We start from the raw sequence: 17,407 nt of genomic DNA, 5'->3' as shown, positions 1-17,407 counted from the left end.
TCACAAATATTGCTTTTTATAACTCATACGCCAGGCTTATCCATTTACTGGTATAATGGCTGGCTTGCGTATCGATGCCGGAGCGAGAGTCATCCGCATTGAGAGATTTTCACTAAAATCATTTGGTTAGTAATATGAAACATACTGTTGAAGTGATGATCCCGGAAGCCGAGATCAAAGCGCGTATCGCCGAACTGGGTCGTCAAATCACCGAACATTACAAGGACAGCGGCAGCGAAATGGTGCTGGTCGGTCTGTTGCGTGGCTCTTTCATGTTCATGGCAGACCTGTGCCGTGAAGTGCAGGTGCCGCACGAGGTCGATTTTATGACCGCCTCCAGCTACGGCAGCGGCATGTCCACAACCCGTGATGTGAAAATCCTGAAAGATCTGGATGAAGATATTCGTGGCAAAGATGTGTTGATTGTTGAGGACATCATCGACTCCGGCAACACGCTCTCTAAAGTGCGTGAGATCCTGAGCCTGCGTGAACCAAAATCACTGGCGATTTGTACTCTGCTGGATAAGCCTGAGCGCCGTGAAGTGCAGGTGCCGGTGGAGTTCGTGGGTTTCTCCATCCCGGACGAATTTGTGGTGGGTTACGGCATTGATTACGCGCAGCGTTATCGCCATCTGCCGTATGTTGGGAAAGTCGTGATTCTGGACGAATAGTACTTTTGCCCGGTGGCGCTACGCTTACCGGGCCTACGAATGGGCACATGTAGGCCGGGTAAGGCGCAGCCGCCACCCGGCTTTGTTATTTATGATTAACGTGCTTAAGCTTGAGGTTGGCAATTCCCGAGCGGTAACGCTGTTCCAGCGTTTCGCGGTTGGTGGCGGTCACTTCCAGATTGCGCAGCAGGCCGTCGTGAATACCGTACGCCCAGCCGTGGATGGAGACCTTCTGCCCGCGTTTCCAGGCAGACTGCATAATCGTCGAGTGGCCCAGGTTATAGACCTGCTCCATCACGTTCAGCTCACACAGCGTGTCGAGACGGCGCTCCTGCGGCATTTCGCCCAGCAGTGAGCTATGTTTGAACCAGATATCACGGATGTGCAGCAGCCAGTTATCGATTAACCCCAGCTCTGTATTCTCGACCGCCGCCTGTACGCCGCCGCAGCCGTAGTGACCACAAATAATGATGTGCTCAACCTCCAGAACGTCAACGGCATACTGAACAACCGAAAGGCAGTTGAGATCGGTATGAATAACCAGGTTAGCCACATTGCGGTGAACAAACAGTTCGCCCGGTTCAAGACCGGTCAGACGTTCGGCGGGGACGCGGCTGTCGGAACATCCAATCCAGAGAAAGCGCGGGTTCTGCGCTTGCGCGAGTTTTCCAAAAAATCCGGGGTCTTCCTCCACCAGCATTTTTGACCATAGTGCATTGTTGCTGATGAGTGTATCTATGTCGTTCATGGAGGTTAGCGACCTGTAACCAAGTGATTGCGTTGCGCTACTATAGGGTAACCCGACTTTTAATGAAACCACACAACGTGTGTCAGAACTTAAGGTAAGTTGAATTCATGGCGATTGCACTGGAGCTTGAACAGCTCAAAAAAACCTACCCGGGGGGCGTTCAGGCGCTGCGCGGGATAGATCTTAAAGTCGAAGCGGGAGATTTCTACGCGCTTCTGGGGCCGAACGGGGCGGGGAAATCCACCACCATCGGGATCATCAGCTCGCTGGTCAATAAAACCTCGGGCCGCGTCAGCGTGTTTGGCTACGATCTGCAAAAAGACGTGGTCAACGCCAAGCGCCAGCTGGGGCTGGTGCCGCAGGAATTCAACTTCAACCCGTTTGAGACGGTGCAGCAGATTGTTGTTAACCAGGCGGGTTACTATGGCGTTGAGCGCAAAGAAGCGCTTGAGCGCAGCGAAAAGTATCTCAAACAGCTTGATCTGTGGGAGAAGCGTAACGAGCGCGCGCGGATGTTGTCCGGGGGGATGAAGCGCCGCCTGATGATTGCGCGCGCGCTGATGCACGAGCCAAAACTGCTCATTCTCGATGAACCGACCGCTGGCGTAGATATTGAACTGCGTCGTTCCATGTGGGGCTTCCTGAAGGATCTGAACGACAAAGGCACCACCATCATCCTGACCACACACTACCTGGAAGAGGCGGAGATGCTGTGCCGCAATATCGGCATCATTCAGCACGGCGAGCTGGTGGAAAACACCTCAATGAAGAATCTGCTCTCCAAGCTGAAATCAGAGACCTTTATCCTCGATCTGGCGGCGAAAAGCGCCCTGCCGAAGCTTGAGGGGTATAACTATCGCCTGGTCGATACCTCGACGCTGGAGGTAGAAGTGCTGCGCGAGCAGGGGATCAACAGCGTGTTCTCCCAGCTGAGCGCGCAGGGCATTCAGGTGTTAAGTATGCGTAACAAAGCGAACCGACTGGAAGAGCTGTTTGTCTCTCTGGTGCACGATAAACAAGGAGACAAGGCATGACGCATCTTTACTGGGTCGCGCTGAAAAGCATCTGGGCGAAAGAGATTAACCGCTTTATGCGTATCTGGGTGCAAACCCTGGTGCCGCCGGTGATCACCATGACGCTCTACTTCATCATTTTCGGCAACCTGATTGGCTCCCGCATCGGTGAGATGCACGGCTTCACCTATATGCAGTTTATCGTGCCGGGCCTGATCATGATGGCGGTGATCACCAACGCTTACGCGAACGTGGCGTCCTCATTCTTCAGCGCCAAGTTCCAGCGCAACATTGAAGAGCTGCTGGTGGCGCCAGTGCCGACGCATGTCATTATCGCCGGTTACGTGGGCGGCGGCGTGGCGCGCGGGCTGTGCGTGGGTATTCTGGTGACGGCGATTTCGTTGTTCTTCGTGCCGTTCCAGGTGCACTCGTGGCTGTTCGTGGCGCTCACGTTATTGCTGACGGCGATCCTGTTCTCACTGGCTGGCTTGCTGAACGCCGTGTTCGCCAAAACGTTCGATGACATCAGCCTGATCCCGACCTTCGTGCTGACGCCGCTGACCTATCTGGGCGGGGTGTTTTACTCCCTGACGCTGCTGCCGCCGTTCTGGCAGGCGCTGTCGCACCTGAACCCGATTGTCTATATGATCAGCGGCTTCCGCTTTGGTTTCCTCGGCATTACCGATGTCCCGCTATTCACCACCGTTGTGGTGCTGGTGGTATTTATCGTGGCGTTCTATCTGCTGTGCTGGTATCTGATCCAGCGTGGACGTGGGCTGCGTAGCTAACCTTCTGCCCGGCGACGTTCTGTTTGCCGGGCACTTTCTTTGACAGTTATCACCGTAAACTAACCTTCACCTGGATAAACTACTCGCCTGCTAAGGAGAGACGTTATGCTGGGATGGGTTATCACCTGCCACGATGAAGAGGCACAGGAAATGCTCCTGAAGCTGGAGGCCCGATTTGGCCCTCTGGCGCAATGTCGTGCGGTAAATTACTGGCGAGGGCTAAGCACCAATATGCTCAGCCGGATGATGTGCGACGCGCTGCATGAAACCGACTCCGGTGATGGCGTGATTTTTCTCACCGACAGATCGGGCGCGGCGCCTTACCGTTCAGCGGCGTTAATGAGCCATAAGCACGATAACTGTGAAGTGATCTCCGGTATCAGCCTGCCTTTACTCGAAGCGATGTATCCGCTGCGCGCAACGTTGAGCAGCGCTGAGTTTCGCCACGCCATTGTGGCGCAGGGCTCGCCGGGCGTGAGCAGCCTGTGGCACCAGCAGCAGAAGAATCCGCCTTTCGTTCTGCTTCACGATCTGTATAAGCATTAAACATTGGTATTGATGTCGCTTTTGCTACAATGTCGGCTGATTTTCCGTATCGATTATATCCCATGCTCATGCGCGTTATCTTTATCCTTCTGCTGCTGGTTTCCGGTGGTGCGTCTGCCAGCCTGACCAGTGAGCAAGGCCTTCCTGCTCAATATATGCAAACTACCGAAGATGCGGCCATCTGGGCGCAGGTGGGAAATGCCGTTGTGAACGTGGGCAATGTCCGCGCCGGGCAGATCCTCGCCGTCTTTCCGGCCGCGGCGGATTACTATGAATTTCGTTTCGGATTCGGTACGGGGTTTATTGATAAAGACCACCTGGAAAACGTGCAGGGTAAGCAACGCGTTGAGGATAGCCTGGGCGATCTGAACAAGCCGCTCAGCAATCAAAACCTCATCACCTGGAAAGACACGCCGGTGTATAACGCCCCCAGCAGCGGAAGCGCGCCCTTTGGCACCTTAAGCGCCAATCTTCGCTATCCGATTCTGAATAAGCTGAAAGACCGCCTGAATCAGACCTGGTTTCAGATCCGCATCGGCAATCGTCTGGCGTGGATCAGCAGCCTTGATGCACAGGAAGATAACGGGCTACCGGTTCTGACTTACCACCATATCCTGCGTGATGAAGAGAACACCCGTTTTCGACATACCTCCACAACGACCAGCGTACGTGCGTTTAATAATCAGATGGCCTGGTTACGCGATCAAGGCTATACCACGCTGACGATGTACCAGCTTGAAGGGTACGTGCGTAACAAGATGAACCTCCCCGCGAAAGCGGTGGTAATCACCTTTGATGATGGCCTGAAATCGGTGAGCCGCTACGCCTATCCGGTGCTGAAACAGTATGGCTTCAACGCGACGGCGTTTATTATCTCATCCCGTATTAAAGGCCACCCACAGAAGTGGGATCCCCGATCGCTACAGTTTATGAGCGTTCAGGAAATCAAGGGCATCCAGGATGTGTTCGACATTCAGTCTCACACCCACTTCCTGCATCGCGTGGATGGGTATAAACACCCCATCTTATTGAGCCGCAGCTATCACGTGATCCTGTTCGATTTTGAACGCTCACGGCGTGCACTGGCGCAGTTCAACCCGCGCGTGCTGTATGTTTCGTACCCGTTTGGCGGGTATGACAATAAAGCGATTAAAGCCGCGAACGATGCAGGGTTTCATCTGGCGGTGACAACGGTGAAAGGGAAGGTGAAGCCGGGGGATAATCCGTTCTTACTGAAACGTCTGTATATCTTAAGAACGGATTCGCTGGAGACCATGTCGCGGCTGATCAGTAATCAGCCACAGGGGTGAGTTATTCGTACGTGGTCTGGAAGGTCACGGTGGTGCCAAAAACGCCGACGGTGACCGGGTCGCTACCGAGCTTAACCAGTCTGGCCCAAACTGATTTGTCTATAACGTTATCTGTGGGCTCTCCGGCTATTTCTCCAATGGCAATGACGCGTTTTACGCCATTTGCTGGGACCGGATAAGTATCGCTAGGATTATCGAAAATCTGAACGCCGACGCCGCCTGCCGCAGTGACACCACCACTACTCTGAACGGAATTAGTAAAAGATTTCTTATCTGCCGTTGTGTGGGTGGATGAAAGTGAGTACTGAACCAGCGTGGTATTTGCACATGTTCCCGTAATATGAAACTCAACTTTTGGGGTATTGCCGTTTTCCAGTTCCGCAGGAAACCAGTCCCCAAGGTCTACCGTCGTGGGTGCACGTAAGGCACAGGTCGGGCGATTTAATGGAATGCTAAACGACATCTGAGACATATTTACCAGAGGGCGTGGATGATCCTCCTTTGTGGTTCCATCAGGCTTTCCGATTATAATTTGACCTATAGGGCCGCTGCTGGCGGTCAGGAAATCTTCGTCGGGCGGCACACCGGTAAATGCATTGGTTTGCCAAAACTCCATACGAACATGCCAGTTTTTCTCATCTAGCATGCTATAGTCATAACCGACGATGCCTGTTCTATAAAATGCGTTGGCGTTTGGTGGGAACCATGCGGTTACGCCGTTGCCATCAGGAAAAAACGCCAGCGTGTAGATAATCCCAGGGATATTGGTACGAAACGTGGCTTTGCCATCTATTTCTCCATACAACATGGCATTATTGGTTAACTGATAAACATCGCCGCCATCATCACCACCTGCACAGTGCGATTTTAATGTTGGCGTCGTCTCCATAATGATCGTGGTGCTTATCTGCGTTGGGGTTGTTACCGTGCCTACGGGCAAGGGGGTAATTACCGGCTGCGTACCCGGAGACATAATTAACACATTGTCTGTACCACCATAGAATTTACATTCATAAGCTTGCGCTGCACCAGACATCCCCAGCATCACGAATGCAAATAGATTGACATATTTTTTCATCATAAATCCCTTTATTCGTAGCTCACATTAACAAGAACATTGCTCATCACAGCGCCGCTGGTGATCGCTCCAACGTTCTGATAACGCGCGTAAAATCCATAATCCTTTATATAGTTCTCACTACTTCCACTGACATCGTAAATAACGCCAGACGTTCCATCACTTTTCAACACGTTCGTTCTGTATTTTTCAGAGAAAATAACGATACCTACATTTTCAGCCGCACGGGCTGTGGCATCGTTTTTAAATACCTGGTTATGATTACTCCAGAAACCATTTTGCGGAGCAAAACTAAATTTGAGTTGGTTAATCGTTGCGCCTTCTGTACCGCTCGCGTAACAGTCATCCACGTGAATTGTAAAAGGCGTTCCTGCTTCATCATCGGTTGGCGATAAACGATCGCTCTTGTCGCTGTTATAAAACCAGTCTCGTGCAACGGTCGGTAAATAGATCTCTCCGCCATTTTCGACGCTTAGCCGACAGGTATTATTAACAATATTCGCTGTCAGGTTTACATCCACACCTGAACCTGCCTGGCATATGCCAGGCAGGGTGCTACCAGCCAGACCGATAAGCAACACAAGACCGGGCTGGTGTAAATTTAACGGTGATTGTTGCATGGTGATTCCTGATACTATTGATAGGTGACGGTAAACGTTACCGGAGCGGTAACCGCACCTGTGCCAACATCAGCAATGGTTTTGCCTTTACCGACTACAATACGGGAATTCATTGGGAATTCGCCGGTGCCATTAGTAATGGTGACTTCTTGTGCTGCCGGAGGGGTGTTACAGCTCAAGAGTAGACCGGTATCAACAACGCCAGACCATATTTCAAAACCCGTTGCCAGGCCCCCAGAAAACGAGTCGCCGCTCTTATCTGTGCCACTGCATTCTCCGCCAGCGCCTTTCGCGGCAGCGACCGTTGCCTTCGTTACCCCAGAACAGTTGGTGAAGACAATTTTGAGTGGTTCGACGCGGGTTTTATTCACCAGATCTGATTTGTATACATCGCCAAACGCAATTTCAGTGGATGCAGTACCTGCTCCGTTGAGCACTTTGGCTGTACATGTACCTGATACAACTTTGGTTTTAATCGTCATCTCAACACTGCTGGTACCTGTAATTGCTGCACTTGCCATTCCAGAGAACAGAAGGGCAGAAACGGACAGGGCGATAAAAGTTGATTTAAATTTCATAATGTTGCTCCGTTTTCCTGCGCCAATTACTCGTAGCTAAATTCAAAAGTCGCCACAGCCTGAAAATCACCAAGGGTCATGCTATTCGCTTTGGTTTCACGCATTGTGGCCACCAATGGAACCTCCTTATTCTGGATTTCTGTAGAGGTCCAGACCAGGCGTTCCGCATCCACGGTAGAGTTAATGGTAAACGGGGCGGTCGGTGAGCTGGCTCTGGCGATTTCGACAGCAGAGTAATCTGAACCACCGCTTTCTTTTACGATCTGGTTCTTAAGCCCGGTAGCTAAATAACCCGATGGGGATCCTTTTACCGTCGTTTTCAGTGAGGTAAGAGATGCCGGACATTCGACGATCACGATTTTGAAAGTAGCGTTTGCAGTCCCGGCTTTCACATCGTCAAGTCGCACCTGTCCATTATTTCCTATAGTCAGCGTTTGTTGCGTATCGGAACCCGTACCACCGACCAGTTTCATATCACAGGTAGTTTCACGGATATTAGCCGTGAAGTTAACATCTAAATTAGTGCCCTCGGCGAGCGCCGAACCTGATAACGCCAGCATCGTCATGGCAACGGCTGACAGGCTATAAAGATTTTTTTTCATACAAACTCTCGTCTATTTTCCCGAATAATTACATCTGGCACACTTGATTGCTGAGTACCGTTGTAAGTCCTACTTTTTGAGCATGTGATGAGACGTTATAATGCACGTCACACTTACTGTCTTTATCGCTTCCCCAGACAACATGAAGCGTGCCTTCATCTTCAACGCCGCGGACATAGGCTTGCCCCGCCTGCCCCACAGTGCCAATTGATTCATTTTTTTCATTTAAAACATCCGCGCCTAAAGGAATAAATCCGTTATCGGTGCGCTTAAGTTCTAAAATTAATGAACGACCTTCATCGGTTGCAAAATCAACCAGCACGACGGAACCACTGCGGGGAACCGTAATTTCACTGGTGTTTTTAATTTCAACATCGTTTTCCAGCGTGCTGATATCAAGGTATACGCGGTTTTCACGGTAGGCGGACATATAAGGCAGAATGCCATAACCGGAACTGCCTATTTCGCTACTACCAAAACCGATGCCGGCGCCTTTCGCACCACTCGCTTTGACCAGCGCCAGCGCATCGTTGTCACCAATACTCCCTGGCGCAAATGCGATGCCCCCTGAATGCAATACCATGCCACCGCTATAGGAGGCAGAATATTGTTTACTGTTGTCATCACCAAAAGAGGCAGATAAACCCAGCGGGCCATATTCACTGTTATAGGACCCAAAGCCACTTATCTGATTAAGGTCACCGTAATTACCACTGTTTGACGAGGCGCTAACGGAATAGCTCACTTTATTATCTTGGGTATTTCCACCCGCAGATGTATTAAAGCTTGTGCCGCCTTTAAGGTCAGAACGTAACCCCATGTTGATGTTCGAGAATCCACCAGAGTTTCCTCTATCTTTTGAGAATACACTTAATGGAATGCTGAGGCTTAGATAAACGCTGTCGTCTTTCTTGCCGTTCTGATCATAGGTTCGCTGTAATGACAGACTGTAGCTGCCATAGGTGAAGCTATTGTTATATCCAATATTGTAATTGGAAGTTGAGCCCGTAGCGTTCCAGTAATCCTGCCAGGTACCGCTTATATAAAGGGAGCCAAAATTGTCTTCTCCGGATATTAGCGGTTGGTTAAGACTAATTTGCACCTGGTTTTTGGTACGCTGATAGTCTGCATACAACGCTGCGTTTGAGTCATAGCTACGATTTGAGTATTCCTGATGTTTGATACTGTCCTGAAGTTGCGCCGCATCGTTAAGCGTCAGATAATCTTCAGTCGAGAAACGATACGCCGCAACGTTAAAGGACGTATTGGTTGACTCAATCATTTTACTGTACGTTAAACGATAACTTTGACCACTTAATGTATCCAATTCCTCGATATCTGCATAAGATTGCGTAACGTCGAATGCAAACGCACCAACAGGGGTGTTCATTGCCACGCCGAGTATACCGGCATAAAAATCCATATCGGTATATTGTGCGCCAATATAACCCGTGAACGTATTATTCAGGCCATAGTAAAGCGTACCGTAACCCACTTTAGGCGCATCAATCAGTGAATCGTCATTTAATTCACCTAAACCGACGTCCCAGCGAGAGGCTCCCGGACGGAGCATCTGGGTAACGGATGAAAAGGGTACGGTAAAGGAGCGTTTGCTGCCGTCCGCTTCTTCAATCGTTACCAGTAAATCATTTCCGTAACCTGTGGTACTCAGGTCGTTTATTTCAAACGCGCCTGGTGGCACCGAGGTTTCATAAATCTTATTGCCACTCTGCGTGACGCTGACCTTCGCGTTACTGTTCGCGACACCCCGGATGACAGGAGCGTAGCCTGTGGAACCCATTGGCAGCATGCGATCGTCACTGTACATGCGTGCACCGCGAAGGCTCATAGAGTTAAATGCCTCGCCACGCGTGTAAGAGTCACCGATTACGAACTGCGCACTCAACGGCGTGATATCGCGCTGCAAATAGACATCCTGACTGGAGTATTTTGTGCCGCTATCTTTGTCCCAGTTAAAGTTTCCACGCGAGCGCAGGCGCCATGGCCCCATATTCAGGCCATAGCGTAATCCTATATATGCACTTTCTGATGTACTGCCGTTGTTCTCGCTACGCCAGCCGTTCATGTCATAAGAGAGCAGAGCGGCAGGAATTCCGTTATCCCACAAGGACGGATCGACATAACCAGCCGGGCGTTTCAGCACATAAATCTGTGGAAAATTAAAATCAATAGTCTGCTTGCCGCTGTCATAGCTAACCGTAGCGCCAGGGAAGGATTTCTTAATATCGACGCAGGTTTCATCGTCTTCCGGTCCGTCAGGTAATGTGCTGGTGTCAACACCCGATTGAGACAGTAGCAGTTTTGTTATGCACGGGGTCGCACGAGGTGTTCCGTTATCTTTAAACGTGACCTCCACGGTAGATTTCAGTTTACCGTTCAGGTTGATCTTAGTGCGATAGGTCCCCGGTAAAACAGGGTTGCCATGTGAAAAACGATTAATATCAATATTAGCGCTGCCATTTAAAAGAAATTGATCGTTAAACTCGACCTCTTCTTCATTTTCAGGCAGATCTGTTGCTGGTGTGATATTTTCTGCGCAAGCATAAAAAGGCAATGCTGCGCTTATCGCAAGACATAAAAGGGAACGTTTAAATAACATGGCACATCCACTTAATCAGTGTAGAGAGAAATACTCTCTACAGAGTTAATACTATCAATTATTATATGTATTAAAGAGTGCTCTATTTTAGTCCAGCTTCATGATGGTCTGTGCCGCCATAGTCATTTATGGTATCAAACTCAACTTTACCCGTTACGGCAGAAGCTAAACCTTTCACCATCATTGTGGTATCACTAAATGGTGGAACGGCCTGATGAATAACGTCGTATTTTTTTTGGCTGGTTTTAATGGTTACAGCCGAAACGGAGACGTTATAGGGTGAATTATTGTGAGCAACAAGCTTAACTGCATTCCCCTCTTTTTTCTGCGTCCATGTCAAATGGTCAGCTGCTTCACCTGCTGAACCTTTTAACCCGTCTGGTCGATAGAAGAGTTTAATACGGGTTCTGAATGCCAGCTGAAGCTGGTTAAGATTCTCTTTATTCGCAGCTTTTGATTTTGGCGGAATCTCCAGGACATTGAACCAGAAAAGCGATTCACGATCCTGTGGTAAAGGCGCACCTGTATAGGTAATACGTACGGATTGGCCTTTTTTCGGATCAATACGGGATACCGGAGGGGTAATGATAAAAGGAAGTTTTAACTCTTCCGGGTTTACGCCATCACGGCCATCATCAAGCCATGTTTGAACCAGGAGCGGTTTGGTTCCATGGTTATCGAGATTAACAACGACATCCTTCGATGACTGTGGATAGATAATGCGGGTACCGGAAATAACAATATCCGCACTTGCATTCGATGCGGCCAAAAAGGCAGTTGTGAGCAATACGGCTTGAAAAATTTTAATGAAGACTGAATGAGACATTTTTCCACTTCCTTTTGGAATTACACAAGCAATCCCTCACTCATCATGAAGGATTGCTTAATTTAAAGTTTACGAATCTCTTATTCGTAAATCATGGTGAAGGCAACCTGTGCCTGCACGGTACCAGCAGACACTGGGTTAGTTGTTGCATCCCAACCCTGACCCTGGGTGTACGCTACGCGGTAGTACAGGTTTCCTGCGCCAGAAGTTGCATCAATAGTTGCTTTCTGAGTGTTGTTGGTCTGGTCAATTTTAATCTGATCGGTAGCTGAGTTACCGTCGTTTGACAGCACCAGGTTAACGTTCTTAGCAGAACCCTGTGCATTGCTTGGTGGCACCAGCAGACCGCCTTCTGTAGAAGAAGAACCCGCCCATGAAGAGAACTGGGCAGACGCTTTCTTCGCAGTCTCGGTATCACAACCGGTCAGAGAAAGGCTAAATTTCTTTTCACCCAGGGTGCTGGTAGTACCCAGTGCGGTTGCAAAATCACGTACAAATACAGTGTCCAGGGTTACGTCAAAATCATTACCGTTTTGATCGATTTTCTGGTCAAGGGAGACCTGGCAAGTATTGTTAGAAACCATGCCGTGGAAAGTGATGGTGCCCGTGTCATCTGCTGCCACCGCTGAACCCGCAGCCAGAACGCTTGCCATTGCAATTGCCAAACCATATTTTTTAGAAATCATTTCAATATCCATATTCGTTGAGTAAATAATAAATGCCTATAAAGCTTTTTATATGAAATTAAATTTCGCCGTGGATTATATTGATAATTTTCGTGAAATATAGCTAATTGAAGTGATTTAAACTTAATGAGTGATTTAGAAAATTTAAGATGATTATAATTTGTGGGGGCGATACGGTAGAAAAAAGAACTTATGAGGGGGTAAATTGTGAATGGTTTTTCACACCCTATACATTGAAATAATATTTTAATGTATAGGGTATATAATATCAGGCTACCTGTACCGGAATGGCTTTCGCAGTACGTTTCATCTCATTGTCGCCTTCAAAGTAGGCCACTTTAGGCTGCCAGCGGCGCGCTTCTTCGTCAGACATCATGACAAAGCTGGCGATAATCACGATATCGCCCACGTCAGCGCAGTGTGCCGCCGCCCCGTTGACGGAGATGATTTTAGACCCGCGCTCAGCGGCAATCGCGTAGGTAGAGAAGCGTTTGCCGTTATTTACGTTCCAGATATCAATGGCTTCGTTTTCGAGAATACCCGCCGCGTCGAGAAAATCCTGGTCGATCGCGCAGGAGCCTTCATAATGCAGGTCGGCCTGAGTGACTTTCACACGGTGAAGCTTACCTTGCAGCATTTTGCGAATCATTACGTTTACCTTTCATCTTCCGGGTAGTAAAACTACGCCAGCTCAACCACTTTGTTGTCGATAAGGCGGGCCTGGCCGAGCCATGCCGCCACCAGAATTACCGCACGTTTGCTGGTCTCTGTAAGCGCCAGAAGCGTATCGGCATCCCGAATTTGAACGTCGTCAGCACGAAGACCTTTCTCGTTCAGCGCCTGTTCAGCCAGGGCGATAATCTCTTCTGCTGTTAACGCTTTTGCCAGCAGTTGCTCTGCCATGGTATTCATGACTTTGCTTAAGCCCGGCGCAATTTTACGCTGTTCGGCGGTCAGATAGCCGTTACGGGAGCTGAGCGCCAGGCCATCTTTCGCACGGACAATCGGCACGCCGACGATCTCGATGTCGTAGCCCATGTCGGCAACCATTTTGCGGATCAGCGCCAGCTGCTGGAAATCTTTCTCGCCAAAGCAGGCGATGTCCGGCTGCACCAGGTTAAACAGCTTGCTGACGATGGTGGAGACGCCACGGAAATGGCCCGGGCGGCTGGCGCCCTCCAGCATGGTCGAAATACCTGGCACGTCGACGTAGGTCGATTCAGTGGTGCCCTGGGGATACACATCTGCGGGTGCCGGTGCGAAGACGATATCCGCATGACGTTTTTTGAGCTTCTCGCAATCTTCCTGCAAGGTACGTGGGTAGCGCGCCAGATCGTCTTCGCGATCGAACTGCATCGGGTTAACGAAGATACTGACCACCACGATATCTGCCCGGGCTCTCGCTTCATCGACCAGCTTCATATGCCCGTCGTGCAGATTGCCCATGGTCGGGACCAGTGCAATACGTTTACCTTCCTGACGTGCACGGCGGATATGCTGACGTAGCAGCGGCAGAGTTTCTATGATTAGCACACCTGGACTCCTTAATGGAAACTGTGTTCTTCGCCCGGATAAACGCCGGACTCAACTTCGGCAATATACTGCCGCACAGCAGCACGCATGTCGCCTGCTTCTGTCAGGAAATTTTTTGCAAATTTCGGAATGTGGCCGCCGGTGATCCCGAAGGCGTCGTGCATCACCAGAATCTGGCCGTCGGTGACGTTGCCCGCGCCGATGCCGATCACCGGAATCGACAGCGCCTCAGTGATACGCTTAGCCAGCTCAACCGGCACACACTCCAGCACCAGCAGCTGCGCGCCTGCGGCTTCCAGCGCCACGGCATCATCAAACAGCGTCTGCGCCGCATCGCCTCGGCCCTGCACCTTGTATCCGCCAAAGATGTTGACAGACTGCGGCGTCAGCCCCAAATGACCACAAACCGGCACGGCGCGGTCGGTGAGCATTTTCACCGTATCGACCAGCCAGGCGCCGCCTTCGATTTTGACCATATTGGCGCCAGCGCGCATCACTGTCGCCGCATTTTCGAAGGCCTGTTCCGGGGTGGCATACGCCATAAACGGCAGATCGGAAAGCAGCAGGCAGGCGGGGGCACCCCGGCGCACGGCGCGGGTATGGTAAGCAATATCCTCGACCGTGACCGGCAGAGTGGAATCATGTCCTTGTACCGTCATCCCTAACGAGTCTCCGACCAGCATGACGTTGATCCCTTCTTCGGCAAACAGTTTTGCGAAGCTGTAGTCATACGCGGTGATAGTGGCGAAGCGTTTTTTTTCCTGTTTGCATTTCTGCAATAAGGAGATGGTGGTTGGTTTCATACTGTTTCCTGATGGCCCAAAAGCGAATCTTTGCGCATTCTAACAGTAACATTCGAGGGAACAATGATTTTAGGCAATCGATTAACCGCAAATAATAAATGGTTAATCGATGCAGAGGCGGGATTACCAGCGGGCCGGTTTATCCGCGTTGAGATTTTGCAGAACGGCGTGCAGCGAGGCGCCGTCAGGGAAGGTGAGATCGGGCGCGACTTCAAACAGCGGCCAGAGCATAAACCCGCGGTTTTTCATGTCGTAATGCGGCACGGTGAGGCGTTCGGTGTTAATCACCTCGTGACCGAAAAGCATAATATCGAGATCGAGCGTGCGCGGTCCCCAGCGTTCGGCTTTGCGGACGCGACCCTGCTGTAGCTCAATACGCTGGGTATTATCCAGCAGCGTTTCAGCGTCAAGGGTCGTTTCCAGCACCACGGCGGCGTTCAGATAATCAGGCTGATCCTGCGGGCCGAGCGGGGGCGTACGGTAAAATGAGGACAGCGCGACAATGCGGCTTTGGGGGATCTCTCCCAGGGCCTGCACGGCAGCGTTAACCTGCTCCAGCGGAGAGGCCAGATTGCTGCCGATGGCGATATACGCGAGGGTCATGCCGTGCCTTCACGACGCGGTGCGCGTTTGCGCGGGCGACGGTGACGACGGCGCGGTGCCGGCTCATCATCCAGATCCGTAAGCATATCTTTCTGCTCCGGTGGCGCAGAAACCTGAAACTCGCCCCACCACTGCGCCAGGCGCTGTAGCTCCGGGTTCCGTTCAACTTCAGCACGCAGAGAGAGCAGATCGAACGCGGCGCGGAACTTAGGATGCTCCATCAGCTTCCAGGCGCGTTTACCCTGACGGCGGGACATACGCAGCTGAAGCTGCCAGATATCACGCACCAGCGTGGTAATACGTTTCGGGATCGCCAGCGTGCGACAGCCTTCGTCCAGCACGTCGTTTGCCGCCAGCGCGAACGCATCATAATAGGCGAGACCGCTCTCCTGGGTGATGCGCTGCGCCGTTTCCAGCAGCGGATACCAGAACATGGCCGCGAACAGGAACGCCGGATTCACGCGCATATCGTTATGAATACGGGTATCCGTGTTTTTCAGCACCTGCGCAATTATCCGCTCCATTGCGCTGTCACCGTTTTCGGTGAAGTAGCGGGTAATGGTCGGGAACAGCGGCTGGAACAGGTTGTATTCACGCAGCAGGTTGTAGGTTTCAAATCCGTAGCCTGCCTGGAGCAGCTTTAACGACTCCTCAAACAGACGGGCAGGGGGCACGTCGTTAATCAGCGTCGCCAGACGCGGGATCGGCTCTGCGGTTTCCGGGCTGATACGCATGTTCAGCTTGGCGGCGAAACGCACGGCGCGCAGCATTCGGACCGGATCTTCGCGATAGCGCGTTTCCGGCGTACCGATCAGGCGAATTAGGCCGTCTTTCAGATCCTGCATACCGCCGACGTAATCGCGCACGGTAAAATCCGCCACGCTGTAGTAAAGGCTGTTGATGGTGAAATCGCGACGCTGAGCATCTTCTTCAATAGAGCCGAAGATGTTGTCGCGTAGCAGCATGCCGTTTTGGCCGCGCTGGGAAGTCGTGCGATCGTTGACGCCCGCTTCGTGGTGACCGCGGAAGGTCGCCACTTCAATAATTTCCGGTCCAAACATCACGTGCGCCAGACGGAAACGGCGGCCAACCAGACGGCAGTTGCGGAATAATTTACGCACCTGCTCAGGCGTGGCGCTGGTCGTCACGTCGAAATCTTTTGGTTTTTTGCCCAGCAGTAAATCGCGCACCCCGCCGCCGACGAGATAGGCCTCGTAGCCTGCTTTATTCAGACGATAGAGCACCTTGAGGGCATTTTCACTGATATCTTTGCGGGAAATATTGTGCTGCTCACGCGGAATGACCGACATGTGTGGCTGTGCAATAGCGTCGTTCGCCATGCTCTCTTCGCGGCTCAGCACTTTACGGCAAAAATTAGCGACTCGGGTAAAAATAGTACACCTCGTAGTGTGTTTTGTTATCAAAAAAGCGGCTAATCATAGCTCAGCGCAACGCATTTGAGAATGCTGGATTTTTGGCACGGCCATAAGCGTCCAGTCAGCAATGGCCGTTTTCAGCAATTCATCCAGACTCAGATCCTGCCATTCCTGCGTTACATTCTGGTTGAGAAATCGCAGCGCGTCGATCAAAACCGGGCGCGGATCGCCGTCAGGCAGCGCCGGGGCATGATTCTGTTTTGACAGCTTATTTCCCTGTTCATTGACCGCCAGCGGCAGATGGATGTAATCCGGCACCGCCCAGCCAAACTGCTGGTAAAGCGATATTTGCCGCACGGTAGGCTCAACCAGATCCGCCCCGCGCACGATTTCCGTGACGCCCTGGAAATGGTCATCGACAACCACCGCCAGGTTATAGGCAAACAAACCATCACGACGGTGAATAATAAAATCTTCACGCGCCAGGCGTTCATCCGCCTGAATTGTTCCTGAGAGAACGTCGGTAAACTGCGTCACCGGAGAACGCTGTATTAGCCGTACGGCGGCATTCTCAGGACCGTTGTGCCGCGTGCGGCAGTGGCCGTCATAAACGCCACCTACGCTCTGAATACGCGCCCGCGTGCAGGTGCAGTTATAGGAAAGGCCCTGTTCAGCAAGCCACGCCAGACGTTCACGGTAGGCATCATGGCGTTGAGACTGCCAGAGTACGTCGTCGTCCCAGTGAAGACCGTAATGTTCCAGCTGACGCAGAATAGTTTCTGCTGCACCGGGAACTTCACGCGGAGGATCGATATCTTCAATTCGGACCAGCCATTTACCCTGACGGGCGCGAGCCTGTAGGTAGCTGCCAAGCGCGGCAATTAATGAGCCGAAGTGTAATTCACCGGAGGGAGATGGCGCAAAGCGCCCGATATAGTGAGATTCAGACATATCAACGGTAACAAGGCGGGAGAGACTCCCGCCTTAGCAGAGTAGTGAGAGGGCA

19 protein-coding genes are annotated in these 17,407 nt (G+C 51.3%); 5 read left to right on the top strand and 14 right to left on the bottom strand.

Features of this window, described 5'->3' with window-relative positions:
• Positions 1 to 134 precede the first annotated feature (134 nt).
• Positions 135 to 671 (top strand): hypoxanthine phosphoribosyltransferase, encoded by a 537-nt coding sequence (gene hpt, locus RHN82_RS05635; RefSeq protein WP_003856303.1) that lies wholly within the window; start codon positions 135 to 137, stop codon positions 669 to 671.
• An 85-nt stretch (positions 672 to 756) separates the two neighbouring features.
• Here the strand turns inward: hpt and can are convergent, their stop codons facing one another.
• A complete protein-coding gene (gene can, locus RHN82_RS05630) occupies positions 757 to 1,419 on the bottom strand; it encodes a carbonate dehydratase (RefSeq protein WP_003856301.1) in 663 nt (220 codons plus the stop codon).
• A gap of 107 nt (positions 1,420 to 1,526) precedes the next feature.
• On the opposite strand from can, the gene RHN82_RS05625 reads away from it, so the two are divergent.
• The 4 genes from RHN82_RS05625 to RHN82_RS05610 all read left to right on the top strand — a co-directional run bounded on the left by RHN82_RS05625 (position 1,527) and on the right by RHN82_RS05610 (position 5,076).
• A complete protein-coding gene (locus RHN82_RS05625) occupies positions 1,527 to 2,453 on the top strand; it encodes an ABC transporter ATP-binding protein (RefSeq protein WP_003856300.1) in 927 nt (308 codons plus the stop codon).
• Positions 2,450 to 3,220 (top strand): ABC transporter permease, encoded by a 771-nt coding sequence (locus RHN82_RS05620; RefSeq protein ID WP_003856297.1) that lies wholly within the window; start codon positions 2,450 to 2,452, stop codon positions 3,218 to 3,220. The genes RHN82_RS05625 and RHN82_RS05620 overlap by 4 nt, the downstream gene beginning before the upstream one ends.
• A 105-nt stretch (positions 3,221 to 3,325) precedes the next feature.
• Positions 3,326 to 3,766: a PTS sugar transporter subunit IIA gene (locus RHN82_RS05615; RefSeq protein WP_047051298.1), complete on the top strand. Its 441-nt coding sequence runs from the start codon at positions 3,326 to 3,328 to the stop codon at positions 3,764 to 3,766.
• 62 nt (positions 3,767 to 3,828) lie between these two features.
• Entirely contained in the window at positions 3,829 to 5,076 is a 1,248-nt protein-coding gene (locus RHN82_RS05610) for a polysaccharide deacetylase family protein (protein WP_047051297.1), read from the top strand.
• 1 nt (position 5,077) lies between these two features.
• Here the strand turns inward: RHN82_RS05610 and RHN82_RS05605 are convergent, their stop codons facing one another.
• The 13 genes from RHN82_RS05605 to gluQRS all read right to left on the bottom strand — a co-directional run bounded on the left by RHN82_RS05605 (position 5,078) and on the right by gluQRS (position 17,352).
• A complete protein-coding gene (locus tag RHN82_RS05605) occupies positions 5,078 to 6,157 on the bottom strand; it encodes a fimbrial protein StkG (protein WP_224213922.1) in 1,080 nt (359 codons plus the stop codon).
• An 8-nt stretch (positions 6,158 to 6,165) separates the two neighbouring features.
• The gene (locus tag RHN82_RS05600; protein WP_047051295.1) at positions 6,166 to 6,774 is read right to left on the bottom strand and encodes a fimbrial-like protein; all 609 of its coding nucleotides are present in this window, start codon (positions 6,772 to 6,774) and stop codon (positions 6,166 to 6,168) included.
• Between the two features lie 14 nt (positions 6,775 to 6,788).
• Positions 6,789 to 7,352, bottom strand: a complete 564-nt coding sequence (locus tag RHN82_RS05595) for a fimbrial protein (RefSeq protein WP_047051294.1) — start codon at positions 7,350 to 7,352, stop codon at positions 6,789 to 6,791.
• A 26-nt stretch (positions 7,353 to 7,378) separates the two neighbouring features.
• Positions 7,379 to 7,954: a fimbrial protein gene (locus RHN82_RS05590; protein WP_047051293.1), complete on the bottom strand. Its 576-nt coding sequence runs from the start codon at positions 7,952 to 7,954 to the stop codon at positions 7,379 to 7,381.
• Positions 7,955 to 7,982: 28 nt separating this feature from the next.
• A complete protein-coding gene (locus RHN82_RS05585) occupies positions 7,983 to 10,574 on the bottom strand; it encodes an outer membrane usher protein (protein WP_047051292.1) in 2,592 nt (863 codons plus the stop codon).
• Positions 10,575 to 10,656: 82 nt separating this feature from the next.
• Positions 10,657 to 11,400: a fimbrial chaperone gene (locus RHN82_RS05580; protein WP_059347558.1), complete on the bottom strand. Its 744-nt coding sequence runs from the start codon at positions 11,398 to 11,400 to the stop codon at positions 10,657 to 10,659.
• A gap of 80 nt (positions 11,401 to 11,480) precedes the next feature.
• Positions 11,481 to 12,086 (bottom strand): fimbrial protein, encoded by a 606-nt coding sequence (locus RHN82_RS05575; RefSeq protein WP_047051370.1) that lies wholly within the window; start codon positions 12,084 to 12,086, stop codon positions 11,481 to 11,483.
• Positions 12,087 to 12,354: 268 nt separating this feature from the next.
• Positions 12,355 to 12,735, bottom strand: a complete 381-nt coding sequence (panD, locus tag RHN82_RS05570) for an aspartate 1-decarboxylase (protein WP_003856284.1) — start codon at positions 12,733 to 12,735, stop codon at positions 12,355 to 12,357.
• A 32-nt stretch (positions 12,736 to 12,767) separates the two neighbouring features.
• Entirely contained in the window at positions 12,768 to 13,619 is an 852-nt protein-coding gene (panC, locus tag RHN82_RS05565; protein WP_047051290.1) for a pantoate--beta-alanine ligase, read from the bottom strand.
• Positions 13,620 to 13,630: 11 nt separating this feature from the next.
• Complete coding sequence (gene panB, locus RHN82_RS05560) at positions 13,631 to 14,422, bottom strand: 3-methyl-2-oxobutanoate hydroxymethyltransferase (RefSeq protein WP_032670543.1); 792 nt, start codon at positions 14,420 to 14,422, stop codon at positions 13,631 to 13,633.
• 123 nt (positions 14,423 to 14,545) lie between these two features.
• Positions 14,546 to 15,025 (bottom strand): 2-amino-4-hydroxy-6-hydroxymethyldihydropteridine diphosphokinase, encoded by a 480-nt coding sequence (gene folK, locus RHN82_RS05555; RefSeq protein ID WP_032670542.1) that lies wholly within the window; start codon positions 15,023 to 15,025, stop codon positions 14,546 to 14,548.
• Positions 15,022 to 16,419: a polynucleotide adenylyltransferase PcnB gene (gene pcnB / locus RHN82_RS05550; protein ID WP_026080645.1), complete on the bottom strand. Its 1,398-nt coding sequence runs from the start codon at positions 16,417 to 16,419 to the stop codon at positions 15,022 to 15,024. Before pcnB ends, folK begins: the two co-directional genes overlap by 4 nt.
• Positions 16,420 to 16,461: 42 nt before the next feature.
• The gene (gene gluQRS / locus RHN82_RS05545; protein WP_047051289.1) at positions 16,462 to 17,352 is read right to left on the bottom strand and encodes a tRNA glutamyl-Q(34) synthetase GluQRS; all 891 of its coding nucleotides are present in this window, start codon (positions 17,350 to 17,352) and stop codon (positions 16,462 to 16,464) included.
• Positions 17,353 to 17,407: the final 55 nt, after the last annotated feature.

Source organism: Enterobacter cloacae complex sp. EB5 (genome assembly GCF_031432835.1).
Taxonomy (GTDB): Bacteria; Pseudomonadota; Gammaproteobacteria; order Enterobacterales; family Enterobacteriaceae; genus Enterobacter; species Enterobacter hormaechei_C.
The sequence above is the reverse complement of the archived record's forward strand: the minus strand, read 5'-3'. Positions and strand labels throughout refer to the sequence as shown.